This window comes from Halorubrum halophilum, assembly GCF_000739595.1.
In the GTDB taxonomy this organism is placed as follows: Archaea; Halobacteriota; Halobacteria; order Halobacteriales; family Haloferacaceae; genus Halorubrum; species Halorubrum halophilum.
Genome location: NZ_BBJP01000002.1, coordinates 19159 through 36495, shown reverse-complemented (window position 1 = coordinate 36495; position 17337 = coordinate 19159). Strand labels below are relative to the sequence as shown.

Here is a 17337-nt window from a genome sequence, read left to right as displayed (position 1 = left end):
CGTCGTCCGTCGCCGGCGACCGACTCACCGCAACACGGCGAGGTACGTCACCCCGAAGATGATCAGCGCGAGCGTCCCGACGTTCGCCGTGTTGAGCGCGGTCACGCCGAGGCGGTCGAGCCCCCAGACGACGACCCACGCGAACCACGCGGACAGGACCGCGTTCAACAGGAGGACCAGCCGCGGGTCGCCCTTCGACTCCTCGACGCCCTCGCGGATCCCCTTCGACTCCTCGCTCATAGGGAAGCCCGCGGGAGACCGGCACTTAGCTCTTGTCCGTGCGGCTCGTCCGCCGCGCACCGTCCCTCGACGCCGGCCCGTCCCTTCGACTCCCTCTTACACGGCTCTCGACCCATTTTTAAGGTTCGCGGAGCGTAAGCTCCTCGCCCTGCTCGGTCGGGAAGGAGAGGTTCCCGTCGATCTCGGCGTCGTCGGCCTCGAGGGCTTCCCACTCCTCGTCGGTGACGAGCGCGCCGTCGAGCTCCCTGCGGATCGCCGCCTCGTCGATGCCGGTCCCGATGACGACGTACTCCGTCAGGCGGTCGCCGTGCTCGTCGTCCCAGTCGAGGTCCGGGCGGTTCGAGCGCAGCATGTCGCGCTCGACGGCCGGGAGGCTCGCGATCCACGGGCCGAGCGCCTCGACGCGGACCGACCGCCCGGCCTGCCCGACCTGCTGGCGCTGGTCCGTGCCCGCGACCCACAGCGCCCCCTTCGAGCGGACCACGTCGTCCGGGAGGTCGCGGAGGACGGCGGCGAGCCGGTCCGGATGGAATGGTCGCCGGCGGCGGTAGGTGAAGGAGGTGACGCCGTACACCTCGTCGGGGTGGCGGTGGGCGTGGTCGGCGTGGCCGTCGTGGCCGTGGTCGTCCCCGTCGGTCTCGTGTGCGTGGTCTTCGCGCCCCTCGGCCAGCGCCCGCTTCCACCCCGGCAGGTCGCCGAGCTCGCTCGCGTCGAACAGTCCGACGCCGAAGATCCGGTCCGGGTCGACCGCGGAGAACTCCGTGACCACCGTCTCCGCGTCGGGCTGGAGCGCGCCCACGAGATCGAGCGCCTCGTCCATCTCCGTGTCGGTACAGAGGTCCGCCTTGTTGCACACCACGAGGTTCGACACCTCGATCTGCTCGACGAGGAGGTCCGAGAGAGGGCGGGCGTCCTCCTCGTCATCGTTTGGATCGACGCGGCGTTCGGGGACGTCGTCGCCCGCGAAGGCGTCGAGGAACTGCCGCGTGTCGATCACGGTCACCAGCGCGTCGACCCGGTATCGGGCCGCCGCGCGCGACTCGGTCGTGAACAGCCGCGCGACCGGCGCGGGCTCGGAGATCCCCGAGGACTCGACGACCAGGGCGTCGAAGGAGCGCTCGTTCGCGAGCCGCACCACCGCCGTTTCGAGGTCGTCTTGCAGCTCACAGCAGATACAGCCGTTCGACAGCTCCGTGACGCCGTCGACGTCGACCTCGGACTCCTCGGCGATCAGCTCCGCGTCGACGTTCACGTCGCCCATGTCGTTGACGAGTACCGCGATGTCGCGGTCGCCGGCGTTCCGCAGGAGGTGATTCAACAGGGTCGTCTTGCCCGCGCCGAGGCTCCCCGAGAGCACGGTCACCGGGATCCGGTCGTCCATGGGGTCGCTCGGTCGGCGGTTCCCTTCAAGTCGGCGGCGGAAGCGGTCGCGGTCGCCGGTGCCGCGCCGACCGCTCCGTCCGCGTCGGCGACCGTCGCGCCTCTCGTCCGCTAGAAGCCGATACGTTGATACGTCGCGCCCGCGGACCGCGCACCATGTTCCAGTACGTGTCGGTAGTGGGGATCGTCGCGACGGTCATGACACTGCTCATGGTCATCGCGATGCTGTATCTCGTCTGGGGCGCGCTCGGTAACAGCGTCCACACGCCGAGTCCCGGCGACGATCGGCCGGAGCTCGGCGAGGACGAGGGCAACGACGCCGAGGAGCCGCAGGGCGAGCTCGCCGCGGACGGCAACTCGGCCTAATCGGCGCGGCGGTCGCGGCTCCGCGACAGCTTTTACCGCGCCCGCGTATCACGATGAATCATGACAGTAGCCGATCGGATCGCCGCCTTTCGGGCCGCGTTTGAGGAGTGGCTCCGGGGGCTGTACCACGGGATGATAACTCATCCGGCCTACGAGAAGATCGAGAAGGAGGCCGAGGACGCGGAAGACGAGTTCATGCTCGCGTGTTTCCCCGACGCCTTCGGGATCCCTTCGCCGGTCTCGTACTACACCGCCGAGCTGCTCCCCTACCTCGAAGACGAGTTCGAGGCGTGGGAACGTCGGCTGTGGGACCGCGAGAGCCTGATCGAGCGGAAAGGCCAGCAGTACCACTTCTGATGGAGCAGTTCGTCTTCTTCGGCGGGAAGGGCGGAGTCGGCAAAACGACCGTCTCCTGTGCGTACGCGTATCGTTGCGCCGACGCGGGGCTTCGCACGCTCGTCGTCTCGACCGATCCGGCGCACTCCGTATCCGACGTGTTCGACCAACAGTTTGGCGACGACCCCGAGTCGGTCGACGGCGTCGACGGGCTCGACGCGATGGAGATCGACCCCGAAGACGAGATGCAGCGGCACCTCCAGGAGATCCGCGAGGGGCTCTCCGAGCAGGTGTCGGCGGCGATGGTCTCGGAGATCAACCGGCAGCTGGAGATGTCGCACGGGACGCCGGGCGCGTACGAGGCCGCCCTCTTCGACGCGTTCGTGGGCGTGATGCGCGAGGAGAGCGAGCCGTACGACCGCGTCGTCTTCGACACCGCGCCGACCGGGTCGACGCTGCGGCTGCTCGGGCTCCCCGACTTTCTCGGCGACTGGATCGACCGCCTGCTGTACAAGCGCAAGCAGTCGATCGACCTGTTCGAGAAGGCCGCGATCGGCGACATGGAGCCGCGGCGCCTGATGGACGGCGACCCCGTCTTGGAGCGGCTCCACCGCCGCAAGGAGTTCTTCGAGTTCGCCGGCGACACGATGCGGAACGACGCCGCCTTCTTCCTCGTGTTGAACCCCGATCAGCTGTCGGTCAACGAGACTGGTCGGGCGATCGAGGGGTTCACCGAGCGCGACCTGCGCGTCCGCGGGCTCGTCGCGAACAAGCTCACCCCGTCGCCGGACGACGACGAGGAGGGACGCGGGGCCACCTATCTCCGTGAGAAAATCGCGACCGAACGCGAGCGGCTCGATCAGGTCCGCGAGGAGTTCGACCCGCCGCTGGTCGCCGAGATCGAGTCGCGAACGCGAGAGGTTCGCGGAGACGTGCTCTCCGATGTCGCGGCCGCGCTCGACGTCGAGACGGGGGAACCCGTGAGTGCGCGCGAGTAAGAACCGAAATCCGAACAGCGAAATCAACACGCGAGCTGGAGAAACTAATCGACGTACGGCTTCCAGTCGGGTGATTCGATCGGATCGATCGCCTATCTATCACGGTCGAAGCCAATATTTAATACGCTCTTTCCGAACCGGTCTCGTGAGGCAGGGGAACTCATGACAAGTGTAATTTGGATTATGGTCGCCGTTCTCGGAACGTTCACCGTCGGATACATGGGGTACTCGCGGTACCTCTCGCGGTTCGTCGAACTCGACGACGAGCGCGAGACGCCGGCGCACAAGTACGAGGACGGTCAGGAGTACGTACCGTCGAAGAAACCGGTACTGCTGGGGCATCACTTCTCGAGCATCGCAGGCGGCGCGCCGATCGTCGGTCCGATCACCGCGGGGGCCATCTGGGGGTGGGTCCCGGCGATGCTGTGGATCGCGATCGGAAACCCGCTGATGGGCGCCGTCCACGACTTCATCTCGCTGTCGAGTTCGATCCGCCACGAGGGTCGCTCGATCGGGTACATCGTGGGGCAGTACGTCGGGGAACGGGGGAAGAACCTGCTGCTGTGGTTCGCGTTCCTCACGATCATCCTCGTCGTCGCGGTGTTCGCACTGGTCGTCGGGATCGTGTTCAACGCGTTCCCGGAGGTCACGACCGCAAGCACCGTGTACGTGGCGCTCGCGCTCGTCTTCGGGGTCTACCTCTACCAGCTCAACGGCCCGTTCGTCCCGGGGACGATCCTGTTCGTCGCCGGCGTGTTCGCCGGCGTCTGGGTCGGCATCCAGTACCCGTTCGCGCTGTTCGCACTCGCTGAGGGGAGTCACGACGCGGGGACGTTCGTGCTGTTCAGCGGGAGCACGGGCAGTTGGGTCCCCGGCGCGGCGGCGCTCGGCGGCAACACCGCCGCCTGGATCCCGATCGTGATGGTGTACGCCGGTATCGCGAGCGCGCTCCCCGTCTGGGTGCTGCTCCAGCCGCGCGACTACCTCTCGTCGTTCCTGCTGTACACCGGGGTCGGCGGTGGCGTGCTGGCGATCATCGTGGGTACGATCTTCTCCACATCGAGCCAGCCGCTCGTTATCGACTCCTCGATCGGCGTCTTCGAGGGCTTCTGGGGCATCGAGGCGGCGGGGCTGTTCCCGCTGTTCCCGCTGCTCTTCATCACTATCGCCTGCGGGACGATCAGCGGGTTCCACTCGCTCGTCTCCTCGGGGACGACCTCGAAACAGCTCAACAAGGAGAGCGACGCCCGCCTGATCGGCTACGGCGGGATGCTCGGCGAGGGGCTGCTCGGCGCCCTCGCGCTGTCGACGCTCGCGGTCGCCGGTTTCGCCGGTGACGCCGCCGGCGGCGGCATCGGCGGCGCGCTGCCGAACTTCGCGACCGGCGGCGGGATCATCCTCACCAGCTTCGGGATCCCGGAGGCCATCGGGAGTGTGTTCATGGCGCTCGTCCTGGTGAGCTTCCTGCTCACCTCCACCGACACCGCCGTGCGACTGGGTCGGTACATGATGGAGGAGATCGTCGGCATGGACGACGGTATGACCGTCTCCGGGCTCTCGGGGGGGATCGGGGCGGCCGCCCGCGGCCGGTACACGAACCCGGTCATCCAGATCGGTATCGCGTACGTGCTCGTCATCTCGGGGCAGTGGCAGACGCTCTGGGGGCTGTTCGGCGGCGCGAACCAGCTGCTTGCGGCGCTCGCGCTGCTGACGGCGACCGTGTGGCTCGCCAACTGGGACGAGTCCAAGCAGCTCGTCTCCACCGGCGTCCCGATGGCGGTCATGGTGACCATCACTGTGCTCGGGCTGACGTGGGTCGCGCTGTACAACAACCTCTACGTCAACCTGATACAGGGCGGCGCCGGGACGCTCGGCGCGCAGCTCTCGTCCGTGGCGCAGATGCTCCTCGGACTGGCGCTGATCTACATCGCCCTGTCGCTCGTCCGGATCGGGGTCGGGAACCTCAGAACGGTCCGCGGCGGCGACGCGCCCGCGGCGGAGCCGAGCGACGACTGACGGCGACGCCGCTCCGCGGCACCGCTTCGTTTTAACAACTATTTTCGCCTCGATCAGCGCCAGAACCGCTTCGCGAACTTCGAGAAGATCCCCTCGTCCGGCTTCTCGACCGGCTCCCACAGCCGGAGGGCTTCGGCGCTGTCCGCGGCCTCGCTGGCGACGAGCCGCTCTTCGTCGGGCGCGACGACGATGAGGTTCACCTCGTAGTGGCCGTAGTAGCCGAACTTCAGCAGCGTCCGGTCCCGGAACCCGTCGACGAACTCGGCGACGGCCTCCGGGATCCGGTCGCCGACGAGCACGACCGTGATGTCGGTGCCGTAGTGCTGTTCGTTCCCCTCGACCCGGTCGTCGGCGACGCCGTGGGCGAACTCCGCGAGCCGCTCTAACTCGCCGACGCTCGGCGTCGACACCCGACGAGCGAAGACGTACTCCATCACGTCGTGGTCCGCGTAGCTCAGCGCGGGGTGGAGGAACTGCTTCTGGTTGCGCATCCGCATCTCGGCGGTGAGATCGAAGCGTTCGCCGTCGACGACGACGTCGGCGTCGAGGTCGTAGCTGTACATCAGTCGGTCGGAGACGCGGTCGAGGTACTCGTCGTCGTAGTCGGGGACCGCCTCGCGAATCTCGGACGGCAGCTCCTCGGGGTCGCGGCGGCCGTCGCCCCCGCCGCCGGCGGCGTCACTCATCGTCCGGGTCGTAGGCGACCGCGTCGTCGTCGGCCGGCGGCGCGCCGATCGCGAGCGCGGTCACGGGACCGTCGGCGTCGGCCGGGTTGTACGCTCGCTGCGGGCTCTCGGGATCGACGACGAACAGGTCGTCCGCGGGGACCTCGTAGGTCTCGTCCGGCGTCTCCACCGAGAGCGTCCCGCTGAGCACGTAGAACGCCTCCTGTTGAGTCTCGTGGTAGTGATACGCGAGCGGGAGCTGCTCGCCCGGCTCGGCGCGGAATCGGTTGATCGCCGCGGCATCGAGCCCGCCCGGCTTGGAGAGCTTCCGGCACTCGCAGGGGCGGTCGGGCTTCGGCTCCACCGAGTCCGTGTCGACGACGCGGTATCCCATGTGAACTCATTCCATGGTCCGATTGAAAAGCGCATCGGGCCGGTGTCGGCCGGTTTCCGCACCGTGGTCGCTCCCGAGAATCCACCGTAACGGCTCCGAGCCCGGGTTTTAAGACGATCAGACACGAACGTCCGGGAAGAATACGTCTATGACTGACGAAGAGATCCAAGCGGAGGCGTGCGGTCGGTGCTCGATGTCGACCGTCGTCGGCGCGGTGAACGGCGACAAGGACTCCGAGGAGCGCACCGATCACGACCCCTTCGCCGGCGAGCGAATCGAGGTCGACGAGTCGTCGTTCCGCCGGGTCTCGCCGGGGGGATTTCTCAGCGACCTCAAAGACCGGATCGACGCGCTCGGTCGCCGGCTCGCGTACGGGAAATAGGCCGAGGCTCGCCGCCCATGAAACGATCGGGGCGTGCGCCGGCTTACGTCAAGTCGGAGAGACTTATACGCGTTCGTTTCTTATAGGGTGCAACACGATGGAAGAGAGCATCTCCGGCTTCAAGGTGCGCGGGGACTGGGGCGACGCGGTCGAACACGGCGAACGGATCGCTCTGGCCCTTCGAGAGACCGGCGCCGACGGCGACGCGTTCCACGAGTTCGACGACTGGCGCCCGAAGTCTCACGAGCGCATCGACGAGGACGTGTCAGAGAAGACCGCCGAGCAGGCGTCCGTCGGCGAGGGGGAGGGCGAACAGGCCGGGCAGTCGCCCGGCGAGGACCTCCAGACGGCCGGCGAGAAGCTCACCGAGTCCTACGAGAAAGTCGAGGAGAACGACACGGAGAGCGCGATGGAGAGCTGGGGCGAGTCGATCGGTCACGTCGCCCGCGCGGCCGACTCCGCGAGCCGCAAGGCGCTCCGGAAGGTCGAGGACACGGTGTACCGGAAGGTGATGACGCAGATGGCGCCGTACTACTTCGACAACGAGCTCGTCAGCGCCAACATCCAAGAGGTCGGCCGCGGCGAGGACGGCGAGACGTTCGTCTTCGAGGTGAACGTCAACGACGACGAGCTGAAAGCCGAGGTGAGCGACATCCTCGCCGACTACGAGTCGGAGATTGACCGTTGGCACGTCGAGGCCGAGAAACGGACCGAGGACGTGGCCGCCGCCGAGGGGATCGAGCCGCCGGAGAAGGAGGGCGGTCCGGACTCAACGATGACCTGACTCCGATTTCGCTCCACCGCCGACGCGAACACGTCGAACTTAACTCGCGGAGCCCCGAACGCACGACAATGGCCGAGGTACTCCGAGTGGCGGCCGGCGAGCTGTCGGTCGACGAGATCATCGACGCCCTCAACGACGGGCAACGGATCCTCGTCGACGTCGAAGTCGCCGGCGGCGACCACGAGGTCGTGCTCCGGTACGACGGGGAGACCTACCACTGCGACACGCCGACGAACCTCCACCGCCACAGCGACGAGTCGGGGATGCGCGGCTGCGTTCGCCGGATGGGATACGCCGCAGGCGACGACTGAGCGTCGGCGGCCGCCGATCGAGCGCCGAGCGGATGGCGACTTTTAACCCGACCGCCGCCGAACGGCGCCCATGAGCGACCCCGAGATCGAGGACCTCGTCGGCGACGTGTCTCCCTCCTTCGATCACGTGCTCTCCTGCGTGTTCGGCGTCCGGGACCACGAGAGCCGCACGTACCTGACGCTGCTCGATCATCCGGGGAGCACCGTCGCCGAGCTCGCCGAGACCCTCGACCGGGACCGGTCGAACGTGAATCGGTCGCTGTCGACGCTGCGCGAGAAGGGGCTCGTCGAGCGCCGCCGCCGGCTGCTCGACTCGGGCGGCTACGTCTACCAGTACACCGCGATATCGGTCCCGGAAGCGAAGGAGCGCCTCCACGGCGCCTTGGACGAGTGGGTGGAGGGCGTTCACGCCGCGATCGACGCGTTCGACCCGGACGAACGGGAGTAACGCGCTACTCCGCGTCGTTGTCGAACGCCAGCGTCACGCCGTCGCCGTCGACGGTCGCGCCCGCGGCGCACACCGGGTGCTCGAAGTCGGCGTCGAGAACTTCCGTCGCGGCCGCCGCGGCGTCGGACGTCTCGGCGTCCGCGGCCGCGAGGGCGTACGGCTCGGGGCTGTCCGTCTCGTAGGTGGCCACGATCGTCGGCTCCTCGACGGCCTCGACGACGAGCCCGTCGCGGCGGACGACCCCGATCGTCGCGGTCTCGCTCCCGACAACGCCGGCGATACGGGGGGTGTCGTAGTCGTCCTTCTCGAAGTCGAGCGCGAGTAGGGGCGTCGCCAGCGCGTCGCGGGCGGGGTACCCCAGTTCGAGCTTCTCCGCGATCGGGTCGACGTGGGAGCCGTTGCCGACGACGGCCAGCGGCTCGTCGGTCGGTGTGTGGACCGCGCGCGCGCAGTTGTACGAGACGTAGGGGTTGTCCGTCTCGGGCGCGTCTGGGGTGGGCCCGACGGTGAGCGTTCCGTCCCTGTCGGTCACTCGGCGGTTCGGGAACGAGCGCGAGGAGACGCGGTAGGCGCCGATACCGGGCGCGACGACGACGAATCGTCCGACGTACATACAGGCTCGTGGCTATCCGACCGGCTAAAGCGCATCGATATACGCACGTTCGGCGATCGGTATCGCGGGATTCCTCCGCGTCCGTCCCCTCGGCTGCCCCCGCTTCCTCCCCGAACGCCTGTGAACTCGTGACAGAGGGCCGGCGACGCGCAACGCTTACAAAGACCCACTGGCTATCGGTGAGTGCGCACAGTCCATTGGGGTAGTGGCCAATCCTGTTGCCTTCTGGGGGCAACGACCCTGGTTCGAATCCAGGATGGACTATTCTCGCGGTTCGCTCCGGTCAATTCTCGTCCGACTCGTCGATCTGTCCGCCGTCGGAGCCGCGTCCCGCTCCCTCGCTGTCACCCTTCGTTTCGGTTGGAGTCAGAATTTCTACTGGAACGATATCGCCGCCACGTACGGCGTTTTCCAATCGAAGCAAGGGGGTTCGGATTCTACTTTTCGACGTCGAGGAGCGCGACGCGTTCGCGGACGATGTCGGAGAGATCGCCGGCGGTCGCCGCGATCTCGCGGTCGCCGATGTCGTAGAACTCTCGGACGCGTTTCGCGTCGAAGGCGGGATCGGACCCCTCGTTGATGGCACCGTTGGACCCCGTCGGCGACGCGAGCAGGTCCTCCACTGACGCGACGGCGGCGTCGAGGTCCGCGTCGGGGCGGTCCGCCCCCGGAACCCCGCCGAAGTCGGCGACGAGGACGACCGCGCGCCCCTCGCCCTCCTCGACGCCGAGCGCGAACGCGCGATCGATCTGCCGTCTACCGGCCGCGTACAGCATGATCTCGACGCCCGGATCGCGGGCGACGGCCTCGTCCCGGGCGATCGCGCGGGCGGCGAGGCGGGTCGCCTCCCGGAGGTGGGCGGCGGAGACGACGAAATCGGCGTCGAACGCCTGCACGACCGCGCCAGTCTCTGCCGCGATCTCGTCGAGCGACGCGAGGAACGCGTCGAGGTCGTCGATGACGGCGGTGCCCGCGACGAGGCGGTGGAACGGGGTCGGGTGGGACTCACCACTCATCGGAAATCACCCAGGCTCGCCTGACCGTCGCCGTCCTCGTCGCTCGCGGAGCCGGCGGTCGCGGCCGCGGAGGCCGACTTGTCCGGCCGCACGTCGTCCATCGAGGGGTCCTCGCGACCCGCGTGTTCGAGGATCCGCTCGGCGGTGCGCTCGCGGCCGCGGAGCGCGCCGAGGACGACCGCCTTGTCGGCCTCGCGGAGGTCGGCGCGGGTCTCGATCCCGGCCTCGAACAGCCGCCGGGCGCGCTTCCGGCCGACGTTGCGGACGCCGGCCAGATCGAGCAGCTCCTCGCGGACGCCGTACTCGATGCGCTTCCGGGCCTCGCGGACCGCGACGACGACGTCGCCGTCGACGCCCTCAACGTCGCGCGCGAGGGTCTCGGCCGCGCGCAGGAGCCACTCGGCGGTGTCGACCTTCCCGCGGATGTCGCCGGGACCGACACCGTACCGCTCGGTGATCCGGTCCTCGTCGACCTCGTCGGCCCAGTCCTCCAGCAGTCGGGCGGTCTTCAGCGACGCGAGCCAGTCCTCGAAGCGCACGTCCTCGTACTCGGAGGGCACGTCGCCGAGGAACTCGGTCTCGCGCTCGTAACAGAGCTCGGTGTACTCCTCGCGGTCCCCCGACTTCAGGTAGAGTTCGTACATGTCGGGGGTGCGGCTGATAAGGTGATAGAGGCCGAGAGCGGTGACTTCGAGGACTGAGGCGTCGGAGTCGTCGGGCGTCTCCGTCTCCCCTTCGTCCGCCTCTCTCTTGCCCTCGGCCGACTCCTCCTCCCCCGGCCGCGCGTACGTCCCGAATCCGGGCTCGTCGCCGTCGTCGTCCCCGGTCCTGACGAACTCGCCGGTCTCCCCCTCGGCGCCCGCACTTGCGGCGTCGGCGTCCCCGGCGACCGACCGCAGCCCGTCGATCATCTCGGCCGCGCTCATCGGGTCGAGGTAGAGCCGCGAGACGGTATGCCCGATGCCGGTCGCGGTCAGGCTCTCGCTCCCGCCGTCGCGGTCGCGCTCGATGAAGTCATTGACGGCGAGGTAGTCGAGGACGGTGTCGGTGACGGCCGCGAGCCGTCCCTCGTCGTCGGTCTGAGTCGCGTAGAGGGTGTTGTCGAGGAAGGAGAGCAACCCGTCGCGCGTGGAGGCGAAGCCGGAGGCGACGGTGGCCAGCACGTGGGTCCGGAGCGCGGGCTCGGCGGCGAGCTTCGACCGGACCGGCTCGGGATCGGCCCAGAGGTACCGCTCGAACAGCTCCTCCTTCGTGTCGGCGTCGTTCGCGAGTAGGACCGCCTCCCCGTACGGGTCTAGTCCGGGTCGGCCGGCGCGCCCGCACATCTGGTGGACCTCGAGCACGTCGAGGGGTTTCATCCCGCCGAACTCACCGTCGTAGCGGCGCCAGTCGCGGACGATCACTCGGCGGGCAGGGGTGTTGACGCCGGCGGCCAGCGTCGGCGTCGCCGAGATGCACTTGATCAGCCGGTCGCGGAAGGCGTCCTCGACGCGGGCGCGGTCCTCGCTCCGGAGCCCCGCGTGGTGGAAGGCGGACCCCTGCTCGACCGCGTCCGCGAGGTCGGACGCGGTGTCGGTGTCGGAGCCGGACCGGATCTCGTCGGCGAGCTCGCGGAGCTTATCGCGCTCGTCGTCGGTGAGTCTGGGCCCGGTCACGTCGGTGAGATTCCGGGCCGAGGACTCGGCGTTGCGCCGGGAGTTGACGAAGACGAGCGAGGAGCCCCCTTGCCCGTCCTCCTCGGTGTCGAGCGCGTCGGCGACGAGCCGGGCGGTCTGGTCCTCGCCGCGCTCGACGGGCACCTCGCACTTGCTCCCGTCTGCGAAGTCGATGGCGTTACCGAAGTGGACGCCCATCCGGAGGTCGATGGGCCGCCAGTCGGACTCGACGAGTTCTGCGTCGAGCCACTCGGCGATCACGTCGGCGTTGCCGACGGTCGCCGAGAGCGCGACCGTCTGGAGTCCGGGGTTCACCTTGCGGAGCTTCGCGAGGGTCACTTCGAGGGTGGGGCCGCGGTTCGGATCGTCGACGAGGTGGACTTCGTCGCTCACGACGCAGGTGAGGTCGTCGATCCACGGCGCGCCGTTGCGGATCAGCGAGTCGACCTTCTCCGAGGTGGCGACGATGATGTCGCGCGTGGCGAGCCACTCGCCGTCGGACTCGTAGTTGCCGGTGGAGACGCCCACCGTGACGCCGAACTCCTCCCAGCGCTCGAACTCGGTCTTCTTCTCGCTGGCGAGCGCGCGCAGGGGGACGATATATAAGGCCTTCCCGCCGCGCTCGACCGACGAGAGCATGGCGAGCTCGGCGATCAGGGTCTTCCCGGAGGCGGTCGGGACCGCGGCGACGAGGCTCTCGCCGTCGACGACGCCGGCCTCGACCGCGGCCTCCTGTGGGGGGTACAGCTCTGCGACGCCCTCCGCTTCGAGCGCCTCGCCGACGCCCGCGGGGAGCCCGGAGAGCGAACTCGGTTGCATTACCGGAGGGTGGGTCCCGACCCGATTTAAACCGTCGGAACGCCGTCGTGTGCGCCTCGGCAGCCGCTCCCCGCTACAGCTCGCCCTTCGTGCTCGGCGTGTCGCTGCGACGCTCGTCGAGCCGCGTTGCGTCGTCGAGCGTCCGCGCGAGCGACTTAAAAAGGGCCTCGACCTCGTGGTGCGCGTTGTCGCCCCGCTCGATCTCGGCGTGGAGCGTCAGGCCGGCGTTCTGTGCCAACGACAGCGCGAAGTGGTCGGCCATGACGCTGGTGAACTCCCCGACCGACTCCTGAGAGAACTCTCCGGAGAACTCGTAGTAGGGCCGGCCTGCGACGTCGACGACGACGCTCGCGACCGCCTCGTCGAGGGGGACCCGTCGGTCGGCGTACCGCCGGATGCCGCGCTTGTCGCCGAGCGCCTCGTCGAACGCCTCGCCGAGGCAGATCGCCACGTCCTCGACCGTGTGGTGGTCGTCGATGTCGAGGTCGCCGTTGCAGTTGACCGTCAGGTCGAAGAGGCCGTGTTTGGCGAACGACGCCAGCATGTGGTCGTAGAAGCCGATCCCGGTGTCGACCTCACTGTCGCCGTCGCCGTCGATCGCGAGTGTGAGTTCGATCGTCGTCTCGCTCGTCTCGCGGGTGACGGCCGCGGTCCGGTCGTGCTCGCTCATACCGGCCCGTCGCGGGCGATTCGTAAGTGGATTGCGGGTGTGGCGGACCGCGCCCCGACCGCCGGTGGATATTTGCCCCTTCCGCGAGTCGTCTCCCCCGGCATGGATGATACAGAACCCTCCGACGGGTCCGGCCCGTCACCGGCGGGTCCCGAGCCGGACCCGTCGCCCGGCGGCGTCGAGGTCTCCGACGCTCTCGGCGACATCGTCGACGCCGACACCGGCGAGGGGGAGCTCGAACGGACGATCGGGCTCGTCGGCGGCCTCGCGATCGGCATCGGGACGATGATCGGCGCGGGGATCTTCGTGTTCCCGGGCCTCGCGGCCGAGAACGCCGGCCCGGCGGCCGCGCTGTCGTTCGCGATCGGCGCGGTGGTCGCGCTGTTGGTCGCGCTGCCGACCTCCGAACTCGCCACGGCGATGCCGCGCAGCGGCGGCGGCTACTTCTTCATCTCGCGCGGGCTCGGAACCGGCCCGGGCGCCATCGTCGGGCTCGGGCTGTGGCTCGGGCTCGTGTTCGCGGCCGCATTCTACCTCGTCGGGCTCGGCAGCTACGCCGGGCAGGTGTTTCTCGAAGCCGGGATCGCCCTCCCGGTTAACCCGGCGGTCCCGCTCGGCGTCGCGTTCGGAATCGGGCTGACCGTCCTCAGCCTCTTCGGGACAGAGAACACGGCGTCGCTGCAGAACGGCATCGTGATCGTGCTTCTGGTCATCCTCACGTTGTTTTTGAGCTACGGGAGCCTCGACGCGCTCGGCGTGTTCGGGTCCGAGAGCGTGCCGGAACGCTTCTTCCCGCCCGGTGGGGCGCTTCCGGTGCTGCAGACCGCCGCGCTCGTGTTCACCTCCTACCTCGGCTTCGCGCAGGTCGCGACGGTCGCCGGCGACATCAAAGAGCCCTCCCGGAATCTCCCGCTGGCGATGGTCGGCTCGGTGATCGTCGTCGGCGTCTTCTACGTCGTCACCATCTTCGTCGCGACGAGCGCGTTCGGGAGCGCTCGCCTCGGCGAGTTCGGCGAGACGGCGATGGTCGAGGTCGCCCGCGAGTTCGCCGGGTTCCCCGGCGCGCTCGCCATCGTCATCGCGGGGCTGTTGGCGACCTTCTCCAGCGCGAACGCCTCGATCCTCAGCGCCTCGCGGGCGGTGTACGCGGTGAGTCGCGACGGACTCATCCCCGAGGCGGCGAGCCGGCTCAACCTCAAGTACGGCACTCCGCACGTCGCCTTGGGGCTCGCGGGCGGCCCGATCGTGGTGCTCTCCGCGACGGGGCAGGTGGAACTGCTCGCGGAGGTCGCCTCCTTCCTCCACCTCGTGATGTACGGGCTGATCTGCGTCGCCCTGATCCAGCTCCGCCGCGAGCGGCCCGACTGGTACACCCCGACGTTCCGCTGTCCGGCCGGATTCGCCGTCGCGGGGGTCGGCGGGCTCGCGAGCTTCGCGCTCATCGCGTTCATGCAGCCGGCCTCGATCGCTATCGGATTCGTGGTGATGGCGCTGAGCTACGCGTGGTACCGCTACTACGCGACCGGCGTTGATCTCAAGGGTGAGTTCTGAGATGACACTGACACACACGCCGACGACGGACGAACAGCCGACGACTGACGGCGGACGACCCACGGACGAGAGCGGGACTTCGGGGCGCGACGACTCGGAGCGGCCCCCCGAACGCCCAACGGTCCTCGTTCCGCTGGAAGTGCTGGAGGGCGACTCGCTCCCGGCTGGGGTCCCGGACCTCCTCGCGAACGCGCACGTCGTGCTGCTCGGCTACCACGTGCTCCCCGATCAGACGGCGACCGAACAGGCCCGCGAGCAGTTCGGGGATAAAGCGATGTCGAAGCTCAACGGCTTCGCCGATACGCTCACCGAGACGGGGGCGACCGTCGAGACGCGGCTCGTCTTTACCCACGACGAACAGACCACGATCGACCGCCTCATCTACGAGTACGACTCTCTCGCGGTGCTTGTGCCGAATAGCGTCGAGAGCCTCGAATCCGTCCTCGTCGCCGTGCGCGGAACCGTCGGTATCGGCCGAAACACGCGGCTTGTCGCCGGGCTGTTCGCCGGCACTGATATCGGTGTCACCCTGTACCACATCCTCGGCGAAGGCGAGCCCGAAGACGACGCGGAGACGCTGTTGAACGGGGTGCGGAGCGAACTCGTCGAGCGCGGGATGGAGCCGGGCGCCATCGACGTTCTCGTCGAAACCCCGTCTGAACAGACTCCCATCGACGCGATCGCGGAGCTCGGCGAGACGCATGACGCGGTCGTCATGGGAGAGACGGACCCCTCGGTCACCACGTTCGTCTTCGGAATGCCGTCGGAACAGGTCGCGGAGCGGTTCCTCGGCCCGGTGCTCGTCGTTCAGCGGGAGCGTACGGACGCCGACGAGGAGTCGGAGGAGTAACCACCGACTCGACTCGTGCGGTTCAAACCCCGTCGGCCGCTCTCTGCGCCTCCCGAAGCGTGAACTTGCCCTCGTACAGTGCGGTCCCCACGACGACCGCGGCCGCGCCCGCCTCCTTCAGCGCGACCACGTCGTCAATCGCTGCCACGCCGCCGGAGGCGATCACCGGGATGTCGACCGCGTCGACCACGCTCTCCACTGCTTCCCGATCGATCCCCTCCAACTGTCCCTCGACGTCGACGTTCGTGAAGAGGATCGCGCCCGCGCCAAGTTCCTCGTAGCGCGCGGCCGCCTCGGCGGGGTCCAGCCCGGTCCCCTCGGTCCAGCCCGACACGACAACCTCGCCGTCCTTCGCGTCGAGGCTGACCACGACGCTTCCCGGATGCGTCTCGTCGATCTCGGCGACGATCTCGGGGGTCTCGACCGCCGCGGTCCCCAGTATCACTCGGTCGAGTCCCAGATCGAGGAGCTCTCGCGCGCCCTCGGCGGCCCGGATGCCGCCGCCGAGCTGGAGACCGATCTCGTCCGGGACGCTCTCGACGACCGCCTCGATCGCGTCGGCGTTGACGCGCTCGCCCTCGAACGCGCCGTCGAGGTCGACGAGGTGGAGCGTCTCCGCGCCCGCCTCGATCCAGCGCCTGGCGGCCTCGACCGGGTCGCCGTAGCGCTTGCCCGTGCCGCGCTCGCCGCCGACCAGCTGGACGACCTCGCCGTCCTGCACGTCGACGGCGGGGATCACCTCGAAGGAAGGGAAACCGCTCATACCGGGACGGAGTCGCGGGCGCGGATTAAACGGGTCGGTTCGGCGGGGCCGGAAGCCCGTGGCCCGCAGCCGCTCACTCCACCGAGATGAGCAGCGCCGAGATCTCCTCGTCGAAGGTTCCGGGCTCGGTCGCGAGCGCGTCCCTCGTCTCCTCGTCCGCCGTCTCTTCGAGGAAGGTCTCGGCGTCGATCAGGCTCGGGAGGGCGTCGTCTATCACTCCCGTGAGCGGCTCCGCCGGGTGCGCGCCCCCCGCAACCAACACGTCGGTGCCGTCGTGCCAGACGCCCAGCCGCGATTCGATCTCGACGGTCTCGGCGAGATCTCTCGTCGACCCGTCGGGAAGCGGGAGTTCGCCGTCGACGGCGAACTCGCCCTCCAGTTGCCACGTCGTCGCGGTGTGACCGCTCCGCACGGTGCTCGTCCCCTCGTCGACGATCTCGACGTTCTCGATCCCGCTCGCGCTCAGCTGCGACCGGAACGCGTCGACCGCGGCGGTCTCCACCTCTGCCATCAGCCGGTCCCGCCCGACCCCGGCCGGGAGGCTGTCGATCGCCGGCCGGACGTCGATCCGGGTGGCAAAGAAGACGACCGGCGACCCGCTCGCGCCGAACGTCTCCGACAGCGCCTCGGCGACCGAGACGTACTCGTAGATCCGCGTGTGTTCGAGCGCCGTCACCGTCACCGGGCCGTACGACTGCTCGAACACCGTGCTCTCCGACTCGTCGAGGAGCCGCCAGCCGTCGTCGATCCGGTCGCTCGTCACCGTCGGCTCCGGCAACGGCCCGTCGCGCCCGCCGAGACAGCCCGCCAGCCCCGCGGCGGCGACGGCCGCGCCGCCCGCGAGCAGGCGTCGTCGCGTGACGCCGGCCGCCTCCCGGATCGATCTCTCGGCCTCGCGCCCGGCCGGTCCCTCGTTCATGAAGATGAGAAAGCCGTGACGCGGTAAATCGATGTCGGCGGCGCTATCGAAGTTGATACGCTCCATCGCTCGCGCGTTTCGCTCCGTGTCTCTCCCGTCTCACCGCCTCTGCTCCCGTCGCCCGCGACACGAATCCCTTATGTAACCACTGAGTGTAACAA

The 17337-nt window shown here is 68.8% G+C and carries 20 protein-coding genes; 10 read left to right on the top strand and 10 right to left on the bottom strand.

Going from position 1 to position 17337, the window contains the following annotated elements:
• Positions 1–24: 24 nt before the first annotated feature.
• Both ACP96_RS00570 and ACP96_RS00565 read right to left on the bottom strand, forming a co-directional pair.
• On the bottom strand, positions 25–240 hold the full coding sequence (locus ACP96_RS00570; RefSeq protein WP_050031715.1) for a hypothetical protein: 216 nt from the start codon (positions 238–240) through the stop codon (positions 25–27).
• A gap of 118 nt (positions 241–358) precedes the next feature.
• On the bottom strand, positions 359–1621 hold the full coding sequence (locus tag ACP96_RS00565; protein WP_050024298.1) for a CobW family GTP-binding protein: 1263 nt from the start codon (positions 1619–1621) through the stop codon (positions 359–361).
• 155 nt (positions 1622–1776) lie between these two features.
• Here ACP96_RS00565 and ACP96_RS00560 point away from each other — a divergent pair, with 155 nt between their 5' ends.
• From ACP96_RS00560 to ACP96_RS00545, 4 genes are all read left to right on the top strand, one after another.
• Positions 1777–1986: a hypothetical protein gene (locus tag ACP96_RS00560; protein WP_050024295.1), complete on the top strand. Its 210-nt coding sequence runs from the start codon at positions 1777–1779 to the stop codon at positions 1984–1986.
• 60 nt (positions 1987–2046) lie between these two features.
• A complete protein-coding gene (locus ACP96_RS00555; RefSeq protein WP_050024293.1) occupies positions 2047–2343 on the top strand; it encodes a hypothetical protein in 297 nt (98 codons plus the stop codon).
• Positions 2343–3320, top strand: a complete 978-nt coding sequence (locus tag ACP96_RS00550) for an ArsA family ATPase (protein WP_050024291.1) — start codon at positions 2343–2345, stop codon at positions 3318–3320. Before ACP96_RS00555 ends, ACP96_RS00550 begins: the two co-directional genes overlap by 1 nt.
• A gap of 162 nt (positions 3321–3482) precedes the next feature.
• On the top strand, positions 3483–5336 hold the full coding sequence (locus ACP96_RS00545) for a carbon starvation CstA family protein (protein WP_050024289.1): 1854 nt from the start codon (positions 3483–3485) through the stop codon (positions 5334–5336).
• 53 nt (positions 5337–5389) lie between these two features.
• Here the strand turns inward: ACP96_RS00545 and ACP96_RS00540 are convergent, their stop codons facing one another.
• Both ACP96_RS00540 and ACP96_RS00535 read right to left on the bottom strand, forming a co-directional pair.
• A complete protein-coding gene (locus ACP96_RS00540; RefSeq protein ID WP_050024286.1) occupies positions 5390–6022 on the bottom strand; it encodes a hypothetical protein in 633 nt (210 codons plus the stop codon).
• The gene (locus ACP96_RS00535) at positions 6015–6395 is read right to left on the bottom strand and encodes a cupin domain-containing protein (protein ID WP_050031713.1); all 381 of its coding nucleotides are present in this window, start codon (positions 6393–6395) and stop codon (positions 6015–6017) included. The genes ACP96_RS00540 and ACP96_RS00535 overlap by 8 nt, the downstream gene beginning before the upstream one ends.
• Before the next feature lie 148 nt (positions 6396–6543).
• On the opposite strand from ACP96_RS00535, the gene ACP96_RS00530 reads away from it, so the two are divergent.
• From ACP96_RS00530 to ACP96_RS00515, 4 genes are all read left to right on the top strand, one after another.
• On the top strand, positions 6544–6777 hold the full coding sequence (locus ACP96_RS00530; protein ID WP_050031712.1) for a hypothetical protein: 234 nt from the start codon (positions 6544–6546) through the stop codon (positions 6775–6777).
• Between the two features lie 97 nt (positions 6778–6874).
• Positions 6875–7561: a DUF5828 family protein gene (locus ACP96_RS00525; RefSeq protein WP_050024282.1), complete on the top strand. Its 687-nt coding sequence runs from the start codon at positions 6875–6877 to the stop codon at positions 7559–7561.
• A gap of 68 nt (positions 7562–7629) precedes the next feature.
• A complete protein-coding gene (locus tag ACP96_RS00520; RefSeq protein ID WP_050024280.1) occupies positions 7630–7872 on the top strand; it encodes a hypothetical protein in 243 nt (80 codons plus the stop codon).
• A gap of 70 nt (positions 7873–7942) precedes the next feature.
• Positions 7943–8320, top strand: a complete 378-nt coding sequence (locus ACP96_RS00515; RefSeq protein WP_050024279.1) for a helix-turn-helix domain-containing protein — start codon at positions 7943–7945, stop codon at positions 8318–8320.
• 4 nt (positions 8321–8324) lie between these two features.
• Here the strand turns inward: ACP96_RS00515 and ACP96_RS00510 are convergent, their stop codons facing one another.
• The 4 genes from ACP96_RS00510 to hisB all read right to left on the bottom strand — a co-directional run bounded on the left by ACP96_RS00510 (position 8325) and on the right by hisB (position 13093).
• The gene (locus ACP96_RS00510; protein WP_050024276.1) at positions 8325–8933 is read right to left on the bottom strand and encodes an IMP cyclohydrolase; all 609 of its coding nucleotides are present in this window, start codon (positions 8931–8933) and stop codon (positions 8325–8327) included.
• 437 nt (positions 8934–9370) lie between these two features.
• Positions 9371–9949 carry a KEOPS complex subunit Cgi121 gene (gene cgi121, locus ACP96_RS00500; protein ID WP_050024274.1) on the bottom strand — a complete coding sequence of 193 codons (579 nt, stop codon included), beginning with the start codon at positions 9947–9949 and terminating at the stop codon, positions 9371–9373.
• Positions 9946–12423: an ATP-dependent DNA helicase gene (locus tag ACP96_RS00495; protein ID WP_050031710.1), complete on the bottom strand. Its 2478-nt coding sequence runs from the start codon at positions 12421–12423 to the stop codon at positions 9946–9948. The genes cgi121 and ACP96_RS00495 overlap by 4 nt, the downstream gene beginning before the upstream one ends.
• Positions 12424–12496: 73 nt before the next feature.
• Positions 12497–13093 carry an imidazoleglycerol-phosphate dehydratase HisB gene (gene hisB, locus ACP96_RS00490; protein WP_050024272.1) on the bottom strand — a complete coding sequence of 199 codons (597 nt, stop codon included), beginning with the start codon at positions 13091–13093 and terminating at the stop codon, positions 12497–12499.
• A gap of 102 nt (positions 13094–13195) precedes the next feature.
• On the opposite strand from hisB, the gene ACP96_RS00485 reads away from it, so the two are divergent.
• Both ACP96_RS00485 and ACP96_RS00480 read left to right on the top strand, forming a co-directional pair.
• On the top strand, positions 13196–14644 hold the full coding sequence (locus ACP96_RS00485) for an APC family permease (protein WP_050031709.1): 1449 nt from the start codon (positions 13196–13198) through the stop codon (positions 14642–14644).
• Position 14645: 1 nt separating this feature from the next.
• Positions 14646–15494, top strand: a complete 849-nt coding sequence (locus ACP96_RS00480; RefSeq protein ID WP_080509922.1) for a universal stress protein — start codon at positions 14646–14648, stop codon at positions 15492–15494.
• A 22-nt stretch (positions 15495–15516) separates the two neighbouring features.
• Here the strand turns inward: ACP96_RS00480 and hisA are convergent, their stop codons facing one another.
• Both hisA and ACP96_RS00470 read right to left on the bottom strand, forming a co-directional pair.
• A complete protein-coding gene (gene hisA, locus ACP96_RS00475; protein WP_050024268.1) occupies positions 15517–16257 on the bottom strand; it encodes a 1-(5-phosphoribosyl)-5-[(5-phosphoribosylamino)methylideneamino]imidazole-4-carboxamide isomerase in 741 nt (246 codons plus the stop codon).
• A 73-nt stretch (positions 16258–16330) separates the two neighbouring features.
• Positions 16331–17176, bottom strand: coding sequence for a hypothetical protein (locus ACP96_RS00470; protein WP_050031708.1), 846 nt, complete (start codon positions 17174–17176; stop codon positions 16331–16333).
• Between the last annotated feature and the right edge of the window lie 161 nt (positions 17177–17337).